Origin of the sequence: Prosthecobacter fluviatilis (assembly GCF_042655725.1) — a bacterium.
In the GTDB taxonomy this organism is placed as follows: domain Bacteria; phylum Verrucomicrobiota; class Verrucomicrobiia; order Verrucomicrobiales; family Verrucomicrobiaceae; genus Prosthecobacter; species Prosthecobacter fluviatilis.
The window spans coordinates 261,573-279,714 of the sequence record NZ_JBHSMQ010000007.1 but is presented as its reverse complement, the minus strand read 5'-3'; the positions used below and the strand labels follow the sequence as shown (position 1 = coordinate 279,714).

17 protein-coding genes are annotated in these 18,142 nt (G+C 60.6%); 8 read left to right on the top strand and 9 right to left on the bottom strand.

The window, feature by feature from the left end; genetic code table 11:
• The first annotated feature begins 72 nt into the window (after positions 1–72).
• A complete protein-coding gene (ruvB, locus tag ACFQDI_RS18620; protein WP_377169607.1) occupies positions 73–1,077 on the top strand; it encodes a Holliday junction branch migration DNA helicase RuvB in 1,005 nt (334 codons plus the stop codon).
• 73 nt (positions 1,078–1,150) lie between these two features.
• Here ruvB and ACFQDI_RS18615 read toward each other — a convergent pair whose 3' ends face one another.
• The gene (locus tag ACFQDI_RS18615) at positions 1,151–1,738 is read right to left on the bottom strand and encodes a hypothetical protein (protein ID WP_377169605.1); all 588 of its coding nucleotides are present in this window, start codon (positions 1,736–1,738) and stop codon (positions 1,151–1,153) included.
• 124 nt (positions 1,739–1,862) lie between these two features.
• On the opposite strand from ACFQDI_RS18615, the gene ACFQDI_RS18610 reads away from it, so the two are divergent.
• On the top strand, positions 1,863–2,351 hold the full coding sequence (locus ACFQDI_RS18610) for a hypothetical protein (protein ID WP_377169602.1): 489 nt from the start codon (positions 1,863–1,865) through the stop codon (positions 2,349–2,351).
• A gap of 14 nt (positions 2,352–2,365) precedes the next feature.
• On the opposite strand, the gene ACFQDI_RS18605 is transcribed toward ACFQDI_RS18610, so the two are convergent.
• The 5 genes from ACFQDI_RS18605 to ACFQDI_RS18585 all read right to left on the bottom strand — a co-directional run bounded on the left by ACFQDI_RS18605 (position 2,366) and on the right by ACFQDI_RS18585 (position 7,299).
• Positions 2,366–3,439, bottom strand: coding sequence for a hypothetical protein (locus ACFQDI_RS18605; protein WP_377169600.1), 1,074 nt, complete (start codon positions 3,437–3,439; stop codon positions 2,366–2,368).
• A 277-nt stretch (positions 3,440–3,716) separates the two neighbouring features.
• Positions 3,717–5,174 (bottom strand): APC family permease, encoded by a 1,458-nt coding sequence (locus ACFQDI_RS18600; RefSeq protein ID WP_377169598.1) that lies wholly within the window; start codon positions 5,172–5,174, stop codon positions 3,717–3,719.
• Between the two features lie 91 nt (positions 5,175–5,265).
• Entirely contained in the window at positions 5,266–5,607 is a 342-nt protein-coding gene (locus tag ACFQDI_RS18595; protein WP_377169596.1) for a hypothetical protein, read from the bottom strand.
• A gap of 16 nt (positions 5,608–5,623) precedes the next feature.
• Positions 5,624–6,958, bottom strand: a complete 1,335-nt coding sequence (locus tag ACFQDI_RS18590; RefSeq protein ID WP_377169594.1) for an MFS transporter — start codon at positions 6,956–6,958, stop codon at positions 5,624–5,626.
• Positions 6,959–7,074: 116 nt separating this feature from the next.
• Complete coding sequence (locus tag ACFQDI_RS18585) at positions 7,075–7,299, bottom strand: hypothetical protein (RefSeq protein WP_377169592.1); 225 nt, start codon at positions 7,297–7,299, stop codon at positions 7,075–7,077.
• 123 nt (positions 7,300–7,422) lie between these two features.
• Between ACFQDI_RS18585 and ACFQDI_RS18580 the strand changes: the two genes are divergently transcribed.
• The 3 genes from ACFQDI_RS18580 to ACFQDI_RS18570 all read left to right on the top strand — a co-directional run bounded on the left by ACFQDI_RS18580 (position 7,423) and on the right by ACFQDI_RS18570 (position 9,764).
• Entirely contained in the window at positions 7,423–7,959 is a 537-nt protein-coding gene (locus ACFQDI_RS18580; RefSeq protein ID WP_377169590.1) for a hypothetical protein, read from the top strand.
• Positions 7,953–8,711 carry a 3-methyl-2-oxobutanoate hydroxymethyltransferase gene (panB, locus tag ACFQDI_RS18575; RefSeq protein WP_377169588.1) on the top strand — a complete coding sequence of 253 codons (759 nt, stop codon included), beginning with the start codon at positions 7,953–7,955 and terminating at the stop codon, positions 8,709–8,711. The genes ACFQDI_RS18580 and panB overlap by 7 nt, the downstream gene beginning before the upstream one ends.
• Positions 8,712–8,783: 72 nt before the next feature.
• A complete protein-coding gene (locus ACFQDI_RS18570; protein WP_377169586.1) occupies positions 8,784–9,764 on the top strand; it encodes a DUF3500 domain-containing protein in 981 nt (326 codons plus the stop codon).
• A gap of 20 nt (positions 9,765–9,784) precedes the next feature.
• Here ACFQDI_RS18570 and ACFQDI_RS18565 read toward each other — a convergent pair whose 3' ends face one another.
• Positions 9,785–9,940: a hypothetical protein gene (locus ACFQDI_RS18565; protein WP_377169584.1), complete on the bottom strand. Its 156-nt coding sequence runs from the start codon at positions 9,938–9,940 to the stop codon at positions 9,785–9,787.
• A gap of 15 nt (positions 9,941–9,955) precedes the next feature.
• Positions 9,956–11,716, bottom strand: coding sequence for an SLC5/6 family protein (locus ACFQDI_RS18560; RefSeq protein WP_377169582.1), 1,761 nt, complete (start codon positions 11,714–11,716; stop codon positions 9,956–9,958).
• 121 nt (positions 11,717–11,837) lie between these two features.
• Here ACFQDI_RS18560 and ACFQDI_RS18555 point away from each other — a divergent pair, with 121 nt between their 5' ends.
• Both ACFQDI_RS18555 and ACFQDI_RS18550 read left to right on the top strand, forming a co-directional pair.
• Positions 11,838–13,148: a S8 family peptidase gene (locus tag ACFQDI_RS18555; RefSeq protein ID WP_377169580.1), complete on the top strand. Its 1,311-nt coding sequence runs from the start codon at positions 11,838–11,840 to the stop codon at positions 13,146–13,148.
• 52 nt (positions 13,149–13,200) lie between these two features.
• Positions 13,201–15,222: an ATP-dependent helicase gene (locus ACFQDI_RS18550; protein WP_377169578.1), complete on the top strand. Its 2,022-nt coding sequence runs from the start codon at positions 13,201–13,203 to the stop codon at positions 15,220–15,222.
• Between the two features lie 51 nt (positions 15,223–15,273).
• On the opposite strand, the gene ACFQDI_RS18545 is transcribed toward ACFQDI_RS18550, so the two are convergent.
• A complete protein-coding gene (locus tag ACFQDI_RS18545; RefSeq protein ID WP_377169576.1) occupies positions 15,274–15,741 on the bottom strand; it encodes an FKBP-type peptidyl-prolyl cis-trans isomerase in 468 nt (155 codons plus the stop codon).
• 317 nt (positions 15,742–16,058) lie between these two features.
• Here ACFQDI_RS18545 and ACFQDI_RS18540 point away from each other — a divergent pair, with 317 nt between their 5' ends.
• Positions 16,059–18,140: a DUF1549 domain-containing protein gene (locus ACFQDI_RS18540; protein WP_377169574.1), complete on the top strand. Its 2,082-nt coding sequence runs from the start codon at positions 16,059–16,061 to the stop codon at positions 18,138–18,140.
• Positions 18,141–18,142 lie beyond the last annotated feature (2 nt).

The following is an 18,142-nucleotide window of genomic DNA, read 5'->3' as shown; positions in this document are numbered from 1 at the left end:
TTTGCGCACATCTGCACGAAGAGCCGTGCGCCTCATCTTGCACTCTGCGCCGCGCACGCTCCTATGTAGGCAGTGAATCCCGCGCTCAACGACCCCGACTCCCCCTTTGATCTCGCCCTGCGCCCGGCGGATTTCTCCGAGTTCCACGGCCAGACCAAGGTTAAAGAACAACTGCTGGTCATGGTTGAGGCTGCCAGAATGCGTGGCGAGTCTCTTGATCATGTGCTGCTCTGCGGCCCTCCTGGGCTTGGAAAAACCACGCTGGCCAATCTCATCGCCAACGCCGTGGGCACCAAGCTGCACACCACCAGCGGTCCGCAGATTGACCGCGCGGGAGATCTCGCCGGCATTCTCACCAATCTGCAGGAAAGGGACATCCTCTTCATCGACGAAATCCACCGCCTGCATCCCAGCATCGAGGAATACCTCTACCCCGCCATCGAGGACTACAGGCTGGACATCATCATCGACCAGGGGCCGAAGGCACGCACCATCCGCATCGACCTGCCACCTTTCACCCTGGTGGGGGCAACCACCCGTGCGGGCATGCTCACCGCCCCCATGCGCTCTCGCTTTGGCATTCCGAACCGGCTGGACTATTACACGCCGGAGGAGATCCAGCACATCCTCATCCGTTCCGCGCGTTTGATGAACGTGTCCATCGAGCCTGCGGGCGCGATGGAAATTGCGCGACGCTCGCGTGGCACACCGCGTATCGCCAACCACCTCCTCCGCTGGGTGCGCGACTTCGCCCAGGTGAAGGCGCAAAACATCGTCACTGAGGATGTGGCACAGCAGGCCCTGACGATGCGTGACATCGATGAGTCCGGCCTGGATGAGATGGACACCCGCATTCTGGAGGCCATCATCGGCAAATTTGACGGCGGCCCCGTGGGCATGGGCAGCGTTGCTGTCGCCGTTGGTGAAGACACCAGCACGCTGGAAGACGTGCACGAGCCCTACCTCGTGATGCAGGGCTATCTCAAACGCACCCCTCGCGGCCGTGTCGCCATGCCTGCCGCCTACCGCAAGCTGGGACTCATCCCGCCGAATACCGGTCAGTCGGAGCTGTTTTAAAAAGCACTCGCGAGCTTTAGCTCGCTCTGGAAGACATGGCTCGCAACAGGCAGGAACGAGCCGCAGTTCCCGCTTACTTGGCCTTCAGCAGCACCACACCAGCCTCCCTGCGCACCCAGCGGCCGTTCACCTGATGCCAGGTATGGGTTTCTTTGCGGACGGTCTGGCTGAGCGTGCTGCGCATGAAGGTGTCGAGGTCTGCAGTCGGATGCTGAGCGACTTTTTCATACTGGGTCACCAGCCAGGATCTGGCCTCTTTGGAGAGGCTGCGGAGATGCACCTCCACACGTATGACCTTTTCGTCCCGATACGTAGCTGCCACTTCGGTCAGTTCTTCCGTCGGGCAGAGGTCATCATTCGCCGCAGGCCGCACTACCATGGCTTCATCGACAGACACCGAGGCTTTGCGTACGGACTGCACCGTCAGCGCCACAGTCTGAAGACGCTTGGGCAGATGATCCACCGCGCGCGTGCGGATCATGTAGCCGACCAGCTTGCGCTCCTCCGGAGTGCTGAAGCATGAGATGAAGTTCACGTTGTTGTAATACTGCAAAACCTCTGCCGGAGCACTAGCCAGAGGGGACACCGCAGGCCGCACAGGCTCAGCGGCTGAAAGCAATGAGCCCAGGCTCAGGGTCAAAAACAGTGATCGGATCTCCATAGTTTAACTGTTTATTTTAGAAATAATTTTGCAAAAAAGGCAAAGCCCAGTCAATCCCCCAGATCAAATCAGTGCTTAATACCGCCTTGCCCAGAGGGCCTACAGCATTCAGCATGCCGCATCAATGTGGCGCGAACTCACCACTCTCTGGCAGAGCATCTGCGACCCCGAGTACCTGCACCTGCTGCTGGAGCCCCTGCCCTTGTACGGGCTGGGGATCGGGCTGACATTCTTGATCGTGTCTTTCATGTTCGGAGAGGCAAAGTGCCGCATGCTGGCGCTGGCGTTCATCTGCATTTCCTGCACCAGTGTGTGGCCGTACAATGACCTGCGCGCCAAAGCAACGCCGCGCATCCTTGCCACACGCTCACCAGACTTTGCGCCACTGATCCAGGAGCAGACCCAGCGGCGCAAGGACTGGTCCTGGCCGTACTATATGATGTCACTGGCCAGCCTGGCGGCCTTGGCAGCGACACGCACCCCCAAAGGCCGTCTGCTGCTTTTCTTTGTGCTGGCTTTCGGCATGCTGCTCTTCTGGTTCAGCATCTGGATGCACAAGAAGGAGTGCGAGGTGTATCACCGCAACATCGTTCGGTTTGTGCCAGTCAGATGATAAAGACAAGCGTGTCACTGATCGATGTAGGAATCGCCCTCAGTGGGAATGACAAGCTTCTCCCTGATCGTGTCAAAGGACCCGCCTTTGCCTGAGGCATGAATGTAAAGACGCTGTTTCCGGCGTTTCAGGTTGTCGAGCACAACGGAGATCTGCCCAGGGTCCACGGCGTCCTGAAAATCGGAGAACCAATAGAGACCGTCGGCGTTGCGCACCTCGTCGCTCAACAGAGCCAGCCACGTGTAGCCCACGCCCACATTGTGGATGAAATAGGTCTGTGGCCGGCGGGAAAGCTTAAGGAAAAGCTCCTTGAGCGGAATGGGCTTCCGGGTGTCGATCTTGTACTGCGCCGTCTCCATGAAGGTGGCCCCGCCCATGCGCCAGAACTTCTCAAACTCGACTGCCGAGGTTCGGAAAATCTTCGTTCCCACCAGCGGCTTTAGCGGCGGCTCCAGCCCACAGCCAAAGTACAGCATGACAACGCTGCCTTTTGCCACCTTGTCCACCTCCGTGACGACGCGCTCCAGATGTGGCATCATGGATGAGGAAACATCGAGAACCACGGCCAGTTTTTGCGCTTTGATGGTCAGACCAAAAAGGGGTGCGAAGACTGTGCCTCCCCGCGCTCCCAACCCCTTCCCGCTGCCGAAGCCGCCAGTGGCTCCTGCAAGGCCCAATCCCCCGCTCATAGCCCCGCCGCTCATCGGCTTGGCTGCCGGGGAAAAGTCGAGCATGTCCGGGGGCTCCGTCATCACCATGACGTCCTTGATTCTGTCCGCCACCGCCAGCCTGCGGTTCGGCATCGCTTGTTTTAGCCAGGGGTTTTTCTTTTGTTGGATCTTGTACTGCAGTGCCTCTGCTGCCTGAGCGCCCTGCACCGAGCCGCCGCCGGGGATGAAGTCCATCTGCCTGTCGGTGACATGATGCACCACGACCAGTGCCGCAGAGCCGAGGATCAGTCCATGGATGAAAAGGCTCAGAGCCAGCGAGCGTCCGCCCCACTTGTCCCAGCGCACCCGCCAGCTATCCGCAGGAGTTCCCATTTCAGGCACAGGGACAGTGCGCTGGATTTTGGGCAGAGGCTTCACCGCAGGAAGCGCAGGAAGCCGCAGTTTTCCAGAGAGTTGCACGTCCTGCCCCACTGCTAGGGCGACTCTTTGAGCTGCCTTGTTGTTTGCCGATGCCCCCACTGGCGTCTGCCCCAAATCTTCAGCATCCTTTTGAAGGCGATGTTTGAAGTCATCAGAAGCAGGGCACATGAGAGGTAACCAATAAACCCCGCCAGGATTCCCCAGTTTTCATCCAACTGCGAGACCGCTTTGCAAAATCTGCCTGAACACCGGGAACCCTGGCCTCGAACTGACCTCAGTTCATCTGGCGCAGTTTGCTGTGCTTGACGCCATAGAAGCAGTAGATGACCAGGCCAATGGCCATCCAGATGAAGAGGCGAAGCCAGGTGTCTCCGGGCAGTGCAAAAGCCTGCCCCAGGCAAATGAGCGTGCCGAGAACAGGCACCACCGGGACCCACGGCGTGCGGTAGGGGCGCGGCATGTCGGGCTTGGTCTTGCGCAGCACAATGATGCCCACGCACACCACGGCAAAGGCCATGAGCGTGCCGATGGCCACCAGTTCCCCAAGCAGATTCAACGGCAGAAAACCCGCGAGGACCGAGCACACCAGCCCGGAGACGATGGTGGTGACGTGCGGAGTTCCGTATTTGGGATGCACCTTGGCAAACATGGGCGGCAGCAGGCCATCCTTGGCCATGCTGAAAAACACGCGTGGCTGGCCCATGAGCAGCACCAGGATCACAGAACTCAGCCCCGCGAGCACGGCGATCTCCACCGCCATGCGCAGCCACTTCAGGCTGTCTCCGGCAGCTTTTTCCAGCGCATAAACCACGGGGGCGTCCACGTGCAGCTCCTTGTAGTTCACCATGCCGCAGAGTACGATGGACACGAGCACAAACAGCACCGCGCAGATGGCCAGCGAACCAATCATGCCCCAGAACATGTCCTTCTGCGGATTTTTGGTCTCCTGGGCTGCGGTGGAGACGGCATCAAAACCGATGTAGGCAAAGAAGATCTTGGCCGCGCCCGCGAGAACACCGCTCCAGCCAAACTTGCCAAACTCCCCGGTGTTTTCAGGAACGAACGGCGTGAGGTTGGAGGACTGGATGTAGCCCCAGCCGAGGCCGATGATCATGAGAATGATCACCACCTTGGTTCCCACCATCACATTGTTAAAGCTGGCGGACTCCTTGATGCCGACGACCAGCAGCCAGGAGATGACCCAGACCAGGAGCATGGCGGGAATGTTCACATAACTGGAGGTGTGCACGATGTGACCGTCGATGTAGTCCAGCGGCGCGCGGCACCACTGCTCTGGCAGGTTCACATGAAAGAAATCCCGCATGAATGGGAGGAAGTACTTGGACCAGCCTACGGCCACAGTGGCGGCGGCAAACATGTATTCGAGAATGAGATCCCAGCCAATGAGCCAGGCCACCAGCTCCCCAAGCGTCGCGTATGAGTAGGTGTAGGCGCTGCCCGCGATAGGAATGGCCGCCGCATATTCCGCGTAGCACAGACCGGCAAAGAGACAGCCTATCCCCGAAAAGATGTAGGACAGGGCCACCGCAGGCCCGGCGTGGTCGGCAGCTGCATGTCCGGTGAGGACAAAGATGCCCGTGCCGATCACCGCTCCAATGCCCAGGGAAACCAGCGCCCAGCGCGAAAGCACTCTTTTCAGGCCATGGGAATCGTCGTTGGACTCGGCGATGAGCTGAGTGGTGGATTTGGTGATGAACAGGCCTTTTTTCATATGAATGAGGGAAAGGAAAAATGATGCAAAGGACGTGCCGCGATGAGCAAAAAGATCAAAGAAACGAGGAATAAGCCGGAGACTGGCATGATCATACGGTAGCCGCCCAGACAATCATGCCGCACGCGCAGACCGTACCGGTCAGCCCAAACAGGAACACAATGTCCGCCGCTGATTCCACCCGATGCATGCGCCGCGTGCTGCGTGTGCGCAGCGCCCAGTAGGAGAGCAGGCATGCGCATAGAAAGACCAGGGCATTGACCGCAAGAACGTCATCCACCAGAGTCTGCACCTCCTTTGAACGCGTGAAGGTCTGCACGATGCTGATCACCGTGAGACAAACGCCGATCATCGCAGCCGAGGCGCTGAAAATGTGGATGGCGATATCACGCTCTAGCGGGGCGTCGCTTTTGATGGGAGATCCGGGTCTCATGAGGGTGGCAAAGGGATCATTTCGAAGCCGTGCTTTTGCCCAAGCCAGAGCTGAAGATGATGGTGCCGGCCACGAGCATTGAGCAGCAGAGGTAGTACAAGCCGCCCACAAACGAGCCGGTCATTTTTTCGACGGTCCCAAGCACATTGGGGCCGAGGAAGCCGCCAAGATTTCCGATGGAATTGATCAGACCGATGCTGCCTGCGGCTGCGGACTCGGTGAGAAACATGCTGGGCAGCGCCCAAAAAGCGGGCATGTAGCTTTTGAAGCCGGCAAAGGCAGTCATCAGGCAGACCATGGTCAGGACCAGATTTCCCTGCGTATGAGGCATGAGCCCCAGCGCGGCAGAGCCCATGACAATAGGCAGGACGGCATGCCAGCGGCGCTCCTTGAAGTGATCCGAACTCCACCCCATGAAAAGCTGCCCGCACATGGCCACGGCCGGCGGCAGCATGATGAGCCAGGTGAGCTTGTTCATGTCCATCGCATACCAGGATTTCAGAATGCTGGGCATGAAGAACTCAATCCCATAGCTGCCGGTGACCGTGCAGAAATACACCAGCGCCAGCAGCAGCACCTTGGGATGGCGGAGAGCCTCGGTCACCGTCATGCGTTTGCCCTTGCGCGTCTCCGCGCGTTCCCGCTCCAGCTCCGTTTCGAGGGCGGTGCTTTCCTCCTCCGTAAGCCACCGTGCCTGCTTTGGGCGGTCCACCAGCCAAAAGAAGACCAGGGTGCCAAGCACAACGGCAGGAAGCGCCCAGAAGACATACACCCATTGCCAGCCCACCATGCCAAGCACGGGCGGGTGCGCAGCGTCTGATCCGATCTCCAGCAGCGCATTGGAAATCTTCGGGCTCACAATCTGCGCCATCGGTGTGGCCACGAGAAATGTGGCCAGCGCACGTGCGCGGTCGCGGCTGGGAAACCAGTGGGTGAGATACACCACCACACCTGGGAAAAACCCGGCTTCGGCCAGCCCAAGAAAGAACCGGACTGTGTAAAACTGCCAGGGGGTCGTCACCGCAGCGGTCAGCCCGGCCATGGCGCCCCAGGTGATCATGATTCGGCAGATCCACTTGCGCGCGCTCCAGCGCTCCACCATCAATGTGCCGGGGATTTCCAGAAGGAAGTAACCCAGGAAGAAAATACCCGCCCCCAGACCGATGACGGCATTGTCAAAGCCGGGCAGGTCCCGCGTCATGGTCAGCTTCGCCACCGCCACGTTCTGCCGGTCAACATAGGCGATCATGTAGCTGACAAAAAGCAGCGGCAGCAGATGCCAGTAGGCTTTGCGGCGTGCGCGGTCGAGCGCAGCTGTATGGCTGGGTGTGTCCGGATGGGGGGAGGTCATGAGATGAACCTCCAGTCTATCCGCGGCTCTTTCTGCGGCTCAAGAAAGAATCATGCAAAGCCCAGGAGTGCTGGGCACAAAGCCCCACCCTAGCTAATCAGATGCCATGCCACAGATCAGGACTTGGGCTTCACCGTGTATTTGGCAGGAGTCTTGTCGAACTTGTCCTTGCACTCCGCCGTGGCGAAGATGACGCGCTTGCCGTCCTTGGTCGTGCTGCGGAAAATCAGACGGGCATCCTTGTGGCAGACCGGGCATTCGGTGTTCACCGGCGGCTCGGCGGCCATACCGTTGAGGGACAGCAATGAAAAGAGCACGGAGAGAGACAGCAGTGTTTTCATGGTCAGATCAGGTTGGGTGAAAGCAGACTGGACCCATATTCAATGACATGAGAGATCGTCTGTCACGCATGATTTTTCAGCGTGACAGCGCATCCCCTGGCTGTCCTATTGCATGCCCACCTCATGGAAACCCCAGCACCCACCAAGTCAGCCTCCATTCTCCAGATCATCGGCGGCTTGTACATTCTCTTTGGCAGCTTCACACTCGTCAGCATGCTCTCAAACGGCAAGCTGTGCTTCGCACCGCTCGAAGGGCAGACCGGGCTCATGGCAGACATGCTCCGCAGCAATCCCAGCTACGCATCCATCATGCGTGCGCTGTTTCTACCTGGCCTTGTCTTCGCTGTGGTGCAGTTTGGCTCGGGAGTGGGGCTCCTGCGTCTCAGTGCCCTTGCCCGCAAGGTGGCCATCGGCTGTGCCCTCTATGGCTTCGCGGCGGCGCTTTTCACCACCTGGCTGACCATCACCTACACCCTGCCCTTCACGCTTTCGCACACGCTTCAGCAAGTCAAAAACCCGGCCATGATGGAGACGACCCGGAACATCACTTTAGCCGCGGGCTACGTCGGCATTGTCCTCGGTCTGCTTTATCCTCTGGCCGCATTCATCCTTCTCAAACGCATCAAAATTCCCCGCTACAGCCTTCCCCCTTCATGCTGACCTCCCTCAACGACCTCCCTCAACGCAAGACCGGCGGCCCGCAGCTGGCCGTCTTGACTGCCTATGACTACCCAACCGCCCGTCTGCTGGACGACGCCGGGGTGGACCTTATACTCGTTGGGGACTCACTCGGCATGGTGGTGCTGGGCATGCCCGACACCACCGGCGTGACCATGGAAATGATGGTGCACCACACCACCGCCGTTTGCCGTGGAGTGAAGCGGGCACCCGTCATCGCGGACCTACCCTTTGACAGCTACAGCACCCCGGAGCTGGCGCTGGCAAACGCCCGGCGTCTCATGGACTGCGGGGCGGCCTGCGTGAAGCTGGAAGGCGGCGTGAGCATGCTGCCGCAGGTACGCGCGATCACTGACGCGGGCATTCCCTTTGTCGGTCACATCGGCATGCTGCCGCAGAGTGTGAAGCTGGAAGGCGGCTACAAAAAGAAGGGCAAGACCGCTGAATCCGTCGACCAGCTCATCGCGGATGCGCAGGCTCTGGATGAAGCTGGAGCCGTCGCCATCGTGCTGGAAAGCATGGTGCCCGCCGTCGCCACGCAGATCACCGGTCTCATCAAGGCGAGCACCATCGGCATCGGCGCGGGCAGCGGCACAGACGGCCAGGTGCTCGTCACGCCGGACCTCATCGGCAGCTTCCCGTGGTTCCGCCCGCCCTTTGCCAAGGCTCGGGCAGACGTGGCTGGCGAGACGCTGCGTGCCGTGCGCGAATACATCGCCGAGGTGCAGTCATGACCCCCAGCCGGCTGCCATCCTGAGGCCAACTTTGCGCTGGTCTTTTTCAGCAGCTTCTGAGAGGATCGCAGCATGAACACGTTCCACGTCCCCTTTGAGAGGAAGGTCCTCAGCCGCCGCGACATCCTGCGCTCGCTGGGCGCCACCGCTGCATTCTCCGTCTTTCCCTCCTTGCGGGCCGCCACCGCGGGCAAGGACTCCCTGCCCATGCAGTTTTACAAAAGCCTCACCGAGGAGCAGCGCACCAAGATTGTGCTGCCACGCGACCACCCGCAACGCGGCTACGTAAGCAACTGGTGGTACATCTGTCCCGAGCAGCGCCTGCATACCTTTTACACCCAGGACCAGCAGGACCTCGTGCGGCAGATTTTCGAGTCGCTGCATCATCCCGACCACCGCGAAAAGATGAACTGGCAGGTGCAGAAGGACCTGATGGGCAAAATCAGCAACACGCCCTCCGTCGGCTTTTTCGGCACGCCTGCGGATGAGGACTTTGAGTTCATCTACACCGGGCACCACGTCACGCGGCGCTGCCATGCCCACACGGACCGGGGCCTCGGCTTTGGCGGCAGGCCCATCTTTTACGGCAACTTTGCCAAGGCCTTCAACGAGTCCAAGGACCACGAGGGCAATCCCTTCTGGTATCAGGGGCTGGTATTCAACGAGTTCGTTCAGTCCCTCGACGGCAAACAGCAGGAGAAGATTCTCGTGGGTCGTGAGCCGCGCTCAGAAAAGCCCTCCCTCGTCATCGAGAAGCGCAAGACCGACCTGCCCGGGCTCAGCGGTGCGGATCTCAGCAAGGACCAGCAGGCCAAGCTGCTCGAAACCATGCGCCGCATGCTGGTGTGCTTCCGTGCTGATGACGTGGCCTCCACCATGAAGATCATCGAAGACAAGAAACTCGTCGAGCGCCTCTTTGTCTCCTGCTACGGCGGAAAATACGACATCGGCGCAGACAGGGTCTGGGACACCTGGCAGATCGAAGGACCGGAATTCGTTTGGTATTTCCGCGGTCAGCCCCACATCCATGGGTACTTTCATCTGCCGGTGTAGGCGGGCGAAAGTTGCTGACGCTAGCTTTCCGCGTCCATGTCCGGCGTGTGCAGGTCCACGCCGTGAACTTTTTCCGTTTCATTCGGGGTGGTGAGCACCTTGTAGATGCACCAGCCAAAGAGACTGGTGACGGTGCCAACAGAAAGAAGCATGACGATGAGACCGGAGGTGGTCATGGTGGTGGGGGGCGGTTAATCGTGTTTGTTCAGGCCCTGCTCGGCGCGCTGGTAGGATCTGGAACGGGAGGAGAGAAGCGCAAAAAAGGCGGCGACGATGACCACCAGCGCCACGCTGAGCTGCGCGGCCAGATTTGTCGTGACCGGCTTTCCGTCCTTCATCCCGCCCATGAGATCGAGCACGTAGGATGAGGCGCTGCCGAAGGTCTTGGTGTTGAGATCAAAGCCAAACACGCTCGTCAAAACCGTCAGGGCGAAGATTGTCAGGAGAAACACCGGACAGATCCATTTCATGATGACGCCAAAGAAGCGTGGAATGCGAATGGACGCGCCCTGATGCGCCTCCCGCAGGCCGCGCTCGATGCCCCAGTGCCAGCCGAAGACGATGATCTGAATGGTGGCCAGGATAAAAATGAGGAAGGTGCCCACCCAGAAGTCCAGGGTGTCGAGCGCCTTCAGTTCCTTGGTGAAATAGACCACGAAGCCGGTGCCGAGCGTGGTGAGCATGCTAAGGATGGTCACGCTCACCTTGCGGCCCACATTCATCGCCTCTTCAAGAAAGGCAATGCCAGGCTGGAGCATGGAGATCGAACTGGTGATCGCTGCCAGGAAGAGCATGAAGAAGAAAGCACCACCAAAAAATGCACCCAGGGGCATCTTGGCAAACACCAGAGGCAGCACAGTGAAGCCCAGGCCAAAAGTGCCCTGCCCCGCCACGGATGCGAGCCCCAGAAACGCCACCGCCGCCGGCACGGTGATGAGCCCTCCAAGCGCCACCTCGCAGAACTCGTTGGCGCTGCTAGCCGTCAGGCCGCTGAGCACCACGTCGTCGCTTTTCCGCAGGTAGCTTGCATAGACAATGATGACCCCGAACCCCACGGAGAGACTGAAGAAGATCTGCGCCGCCGCTGCCATCCACATCAGCGGGTTTTGAAGCTGCTGCCATGGGGTGATGGTGACCAGCTTCAAGACACCATTGCTGGCGGCCACTTTCTTCTCCGCAGCCGTGATGGCCGCCGCTCCCACAAGCTCCTCCACCACCTTGCTTTCACCCGGCGCAGGGTGCGTGCGCTCGATCTGCACCTTGCTGGGGTTCCACATGTAGCCCAGACCATTGACGACATTGTCGTGGGGCTTGGCGGGATCTGGAGCGCCGAGGGTCATGACGCGCGCCAGCACCACCAGCGCGAGCACGATGAGCATCGGCATGCCGTAGTTGCACATCTTTTCGATGCCGCCTGAGATGCCTCGGTAAATGAGCCAGAAATTGAAGGCAAACACGAGCAGCAGCCATGGCAGCGCCGAATTCCACGAGAATGACAGCGCGGATCCGTCGCCAATCTGCCCGCTCATGCCTTTAAACATCTCCACCGCCTGCGCGGTGGTCTTCAAGTCCACGCTGCCCGTCCAGAACTTCACCGCGTAGCCGAGACACCAGGACTCAATGAAGACATAGTACATGTAGATCATCACCGGAACGATGACGCCGATGATGCCCACATATTTGGCCCAGGGCTTGTTCAGGATGGCGGCAAAGGCTCCGGGCGCGGAGTTGTAGCCCTTCCCGCCCGCATAGCGCCCCATGGCCCACTCCGCCCAGCCGATGGGCAGGCCGATGATGAGGAAGGAAATGGCGTAGGCGATCATGAAAGCGCCGCCGCCGTATTGCGCGGCGAGGCCGGGAAAGCGGAGAAAGTTCCCCAGGCCCACCGCGCTGCCCGCGACGGCCATGATGACTCCAAGACGTGATCCCCAGGCTTCTTTCTTTTGCGACATGGCGGCGAGATTAGGCAGTGCGTTTCATGGCGACAAGGTTGGAATTCGGGAAAGTGCCATGCGCTTCACGAAAAGCAGAACTCGCGCCATGGCGGCAATGTGCGAAATTTTGCGCACTGCCATGCGCACCAGCCGCCTGCCCGTCATGCTTTTCGCCTCCGCCTTGCTGATCATGGTGGCGGCGGTGCTGTGGTTTTTGTGGGAGTCGCATGCGGCACCCTCCATCCAGGAGGAATTCCCCCAGGCAAAGCGCAGCCAGAGCACCGGCGGCACGCTGGCACTCATTGCAATGCCGCAAGCGCCCGCTCCGCCTGCTGCCGAACAGGCTCAGGCAAAACCGGCGGCCTCTCCCGTCATCGCCACGCTCAATGTGCCGGGCTCCATGCCAAACGAGGCGCTGCTGACCTTTCGTACGCCAGAGGCGCTTGCTGCGTTTCGTGAACGTGCGGCCGCGCTCGGGCTGGAGGTGCTGGGCTATGATGTGAAGCTGCGCACCGCCCGTGTGCGCTTTCGTGACACGAGGGCACTGGAGCGCGACCTGAGCGCCCATGCCGAGGATTACACGCATGTAGGCCCCAATCTCATCACGCGCATTCCCGGCCTGCCACCTCCTCCGGCCCAAACTGACACGGCCAATGCCGGTGGCAGCGTCCCATTTCGCAGCCAGGGGCTGGACGCCATCGGCGCCACGGGCGACCGCTCGGGCTGGGGCCGGGGCATCACGGTAGCCGTCATCGATTCCGGCATTGGCAGCCACCCATCGCTGGCGGGAGTGAAGATCACCCACTACGACCTCGTCAATGACGGCAGCGCCTTCAACGGCCACGGCACCGCGATGGCATCGCTGATCGCCGGCAATGATCCCAATGTGGGCGGTGTGTCACCTGCGGCCAGCCTGCTGGACATCCGCGTGGCGAACGCGAATGGCGAGAGCAACACCGCGCTGGTCTCCTCCGCCATCATCAAGGCCACGGACCTCGGCGCGCGAGTGATCAACATCAGCCTGGGGGCAAACGCGGACTCTCCGGTGCTCGATGAAGCGGTGCGCTACGCGCAAAGCCGCAATGTCGTGGTCGTGGCCGCCGCAGGCAATGAGCAGCAGACCGCGCTCTCCATGCCGGCAGGGATTTCCGGCGTGCTCAGTGTGGGGGCGGTGGATGCCAATGGCACGCAGGCGTACTTCTCCAACTCAGGCGCGGGACTAACCCTGGTGGCACCGGGGGTGGGCATTGTCTCAGGCTATGCCGACAACCGGCTCGTCATCGGCAGCGGGACCTCCCAGGCCACGGCAATCACCAGCGGTGTCGTCGCCTACCTGCTGGGGCGCGGGTACTACGGGCCCAACATCATCCCGCTGCTGACGCGGACGGCCGAGCCGCTGCAAGCCCCGGCCACGGCGGTGGGCGCGGGATTGATCCAGGTACCGAAGTGAGGGGAGGCGTTGCGCAGCCTTGACGCACCGCGTCGCCCCCACTACTTCCACCATGGCCCGCAACTACACGCTGCACACCGCGCACGAACCCAGCAACCGCATCGACTACAAGGCGGAGCTCAATGAGCAGCAGCATGCGGCGGTCACGAGCCCACCCGGGCAGGCGCTGGTCATCGCCGGTGCAGGCAGCGGCAAGACGCGCACGCTGACGTACCGTGTAGCATGGCTGCTGGACAACGGCATCCAGCCCGAGTCCATCCTGCTGCTCACTTTCACCAACAAGGCCGCCCGTGAAATGCAGGAGCGTGTGCAGGCGCTCGTCACCCATGATGCCAGCCGCATCTGGGGTGGCACCTTCCACAGCATCGGCAACCGCATCCTGCGCTACAACGCCGAGCGCCTGGGCTACCGCAAAGGCTTTTCCATCATGGACCGCGAGGATCAGAAAGACCTCATGGAAACCGTGCTCGGCAGCAGCGGCATCGACACCACGACCTACCGCTTTCCCAAAGCGGAGGTGCTGGGAGATATTTTTTCCCTCGCAGACAACACCCTCTGCTCCCTCAAGGAGATCATCCACACGCGCTATCCCTACTTTGAGGAAGTGGCCAGCGGCATCCTCAAGATGCGCACACTTTACCAGGAGAAAAAGCGCGAGACCAACTGCATGGACTTCGACGACCTGCTGGCCCTGACCGTGCAGCTGCTGGAGGAAAACGAAGACCTGCTGGAGCGCTACCGCAGGCAGTTTGAGTTTGTGCTCGTCGATGAGTATCAGGACACCAACAGCCTCCAGTGCCGCATGGTCGAGCTGCTCACCGGGCCGCAAGGAAACCTCATGGTCGTGGGAGATGACGCGCAGTCCATCTACTCCTGGCGCGGGGCGGATGTCTCCAACATCCTCGAATTCGACCAGCACTGGCCCCGCGCCCGTGTGCACAAGATCGAGGTGAACTACCGCAGCGTGCCGGAGGTGCTGAATCTGGCGAATGCCGCCATCGCCATGAACCGCGGGCAGATTCCGAAGAACCTCCTGCCCGCACGTGAGTCCAAAGGCATGCTGCCCGCGCTCGTCTCGCTGGACAGCTCCTCGGCGCAGGCGGCTTTTGTGGCTCAGCGCATCCTGGAGCTGCAGGACGAGGGCGTGCAGCTCAACGACATCGCCGTGCTCTACCGCGCGCACTTCCACAGCATGGAAATCCAGATGGAGCTGACACAGCGCGGCATCCCCTTCCAGATCACCAGCGGGCTGCGCTTCTTTGAGCAGGCGCATGTGAAGGATGTGGCTGCGTTCATGAAGTTTGCGGTGAACCGCCAGGATGAGGTCAGCTTCATGCGCATGGTGCGGCTGTGCGAAGGCATCGGCAATGTCAGCGCCGCCAAGCTCTGGCAGGAGTGGCTGAAGTCTGACGCCGCCAAGGCCGAGACAATGCCCACCAGCTTCTCAGAAGTGCTCATCCCGATGAAGGTTCCCAAGAAGGCCAAGACCACCTGGGAGCAGTTTGCGTACACGCTTGACGAACTCATCGACAAGGACGGCAAGTCCGTCGCACCGGCGCAGATGATCCGCAGCATCACCGAAGGCGTGTATGAGGACTACATGAAGTCCAAGTTTAAAAACTACGAGCAGCGCCAGCAGGACCTGGAGCAGCTCAGCAACTTCAGCGACCGCTTCACCGACCCGCTGGAGTTTCTCAGCCAGCTCTCCCTGCTCAGCGGCGTGGACACGGACAACAACCCTGCCCAGCAGGCGCAGCAGGACCGCGATGCCGTGACGCTGACCACCGGGCATCAGGCCAAGGGCCTGGAGTGGAACGTCGTCTTCGCCGTGTGGCTGGCCGATGGCATGTTCCCGCACAAACGCGCCATCGACGAAGGAGGAGACAGCGCGCTGGAGGAGGAGCGCCGTCTTTTCTACGTCACGGTCACACGGGCCAAAGACGAGCTGTACCTGACCTATCCCGTGATCAACCACCAAGCCCGCGATGGCGACATCATGATGCGCCCCTCACGGTTCATCACCGACCTGCCCAAAGACCTGGTGGAAGTGTGGAATGTAAAGAGTGGGTGGTGAGTCCCTATGCCACGGCAGCAGCAGGCCAGGAGCCCCTGCCCTGCCCCGCTTTTATTCTCCCAGAATCTCAATCAGCTCCACGACGAAGTGCAGCGTCGCGTTCGGCGGAATGCCCGCCCCTGGCTGGCCCTGCAGGCCGTAGCCGAGGTAGCCAGGAATTTCGAGTTCGATCATCCCGCCTGTGCCCACCAGTTGCAGGCCCTCTGTCCAGCCTTTGACGAGCTGGTTGAGGCCAAACGTGATCGGCATGCCGCGCAGGTAGGAGCTGTCAAAGACACGACCGTTAAACAGCCATCCATGGTAATTCACAACCACACGCTGCTGGGCAGTGGGTTTGTTCGCCGTGCCAGGACGCAGAATGCGATATTTCAGGCCTGACTCGGTTGCGGTGAAGCTTTTGGGGGCCTTGGCACTGATCGCACCCGCTCCTTCTGGAAGCTTGGGGAAAGGCACGACTTCATCCGCCATCGCCCACCCAGAGACCATCAGCAGCCCCCCCAGCAGGGCGGCACCCAACATGCGGCGAGGAATATAGGCAGGAGACAGGCTGGTGGATGAGGCGTTCATTGGCCAGAACTGGCGTCATGACCGACTTTCGTCAAGCTTTTAGCCACGGGGAGGCTTAATGGGGGGAGATCATCTGCATCCAGCGAGCCGTGTGCCTATGGCTCACACCAGGAGGTCATCTGGTCCAGGACGGCTGGAAAGAGCCGCACCAGGGCTCAATGAAAAGCCATGGCACAGGCAGTCGGAGAGGGATTTTGAAAAGAGTTGAAACTTGCACCCGCCCCCTTCGTTTAACCCGCCATCGACCCGGAACACCGGACGATCACATCATGAAAACGCGCCTCTGCCTCCCCCTTGCCTGTGCTTTCCTTGTCACCGGTCTTCAGGCTGACAATGAAGTTTACCGTACCTGGACTGACTCCCAGGGACGAAAGCTTGAGGCGACTTTCCGTGGCATTGAAAATGGCAACGTCTTCCTGCAGGTCCGCAACGGCTACGTTTATCGCCTCTCGCTGGACAAGCTTTCAGCCGCCGATCAGCAGGCCGCCAAAACGCTCAAGCCGGAAGGCCTCGGCATTCCCGCCGACCCAAATCTAGCCCAGGCCGCCGCGCAGATCGACATGCTCGTCGAAGCCGGGCTGAAGAAAGCAGGCCAGCAGCCCAACCCGCTGGCGTCTGACGAACAGTTCATCAGACGCGTTTTCCTGGACCTGGCAGGGCGCATCCCCACGCGGGAGGAGGCACTGGAATTCATCAACGACCCCAGTCTCTCGAAGCGGGCCAAGGCGATCGACCGGCTGCTGAATTCCGAGGGCTACACCAGCCATCTCTTCAACTACTTCGCTGACATGCTGCGCATGGCCGATGTGGCCCAAAAGGCGCGCTTCTACACCTACCAGGACTGGCTGAAGGAGCAGATCTCGCAGAATGTGCCGTGGAACAAGGTCGTGCACACCATGATGACGGCGGAAGGCAAGCTGCTCGAAAACGGCGCCACAGGCTACCTCCTGCGGGATGCCGGCATGAGGCTGGACAACCTCAGCCTGACGCTCAGCACCTTCCTCGGCGCCAATGTTTCCTGTGCGCAGTGTCATGACCACCCTTTTGCCGACTGGACGCAGCGCCAGTTCTACGAAATGGCGGCCTTCTTTGGCGCCACGGAAACCTACGGAGCCAAGGGCAACGCAGGCGCGGGCATGCAGGGCATCCGCAAAGTGCTGGCGTCGCTGGACAACAAAAAGCTTCAGCAGCAGGCAAAGAACCTCCTGCGGGTCAATGCCCTGGCCGTCGAAGACACCAGTGAGAACGACTTGAAGCTGCCGGATGACTACAAATACTCAGATGCCAAGCCCGGAGATCTCGTCACCCCCAAGCTCATCACCTGGGGTGATGACAAGGCCAAGAAAGCCTACCAGGGCGTGCAGACCACCAAGCATGACGAGCAACTGCGTGCCCAGTTTTCCAAATGGATGACCTCGCCGGACAATCCGCGCTTTGCCATGACCATCGCCAACCGCATGTGGAAGCACATCTTCGGCGTCGGCGTCAAGGAACCGGTCACAGACCTGGACGACCCCAATGCCGCTGCAAACCCGCCTTTGCTGCATCATCTGGCCAATGAAATGGTGCGCCTGAAATTCGACCTCAAGCAGTTCCTGCGTGTGCTCTGCAACACCGACACCTACCAGCGCGAAGCCACCAGCCACGAACTGGCGGACAACACCCCCTACCTCTTTCCAGGTCCGATCCTCCGCCGCATGACCGCAGAGCAGGCCTGGGACTCATGCGCCGCGCTCGTGGTCGGAACGGACGTGGACAAATTCAAGGGCCACCGCGGTGCCACCTATGCCAAGGCCATGAGCATCGATCTCAGCGGCGGAGCTTCTCCTGATGTCCTCAAAGAGCAGATCGAAACGGCCGTGGCCAGCATGCGCCAGTTCGGCGGAGGCAAAGCGGAGGGCAATCCGAAGAACAGGAAGAAACGCATGATGAACCAGGGCGGCGAGGAAGACCTCACGCTCGCGCCGCCGGTGCGCAACGGGCTCGTGCTGGCCCGTGCCTCCGAGCTGCCCCAGCCGGAGAAGGACCAGCATTTCCTGCGCATGTTTGGCCAGAGCGACCGCCAGATAGCCGACAGCGAGAGCGAGGAGGGCAGCATTCCCCAGGTGCTCATGCTCATGAATGGCGAGGCCCAGCGCGTCATCGGCCAGAATGACTCGCTCGTGATCAAAACGGCCGCTGCACAGGCTACGCCCGAGCAGCAGGTCGAGAGCCTCTACCTCAGCTTTTTCAGCCGCAAGCCCCGTGCCAACGAACTGGCCACAGCCGTGGCCGGACTGGGCAGCGGCATGACCATGCGTGACCTGACCTGGGTGCTCTTCAACACCCGTGAATTCATCTTCGTGGAATAACC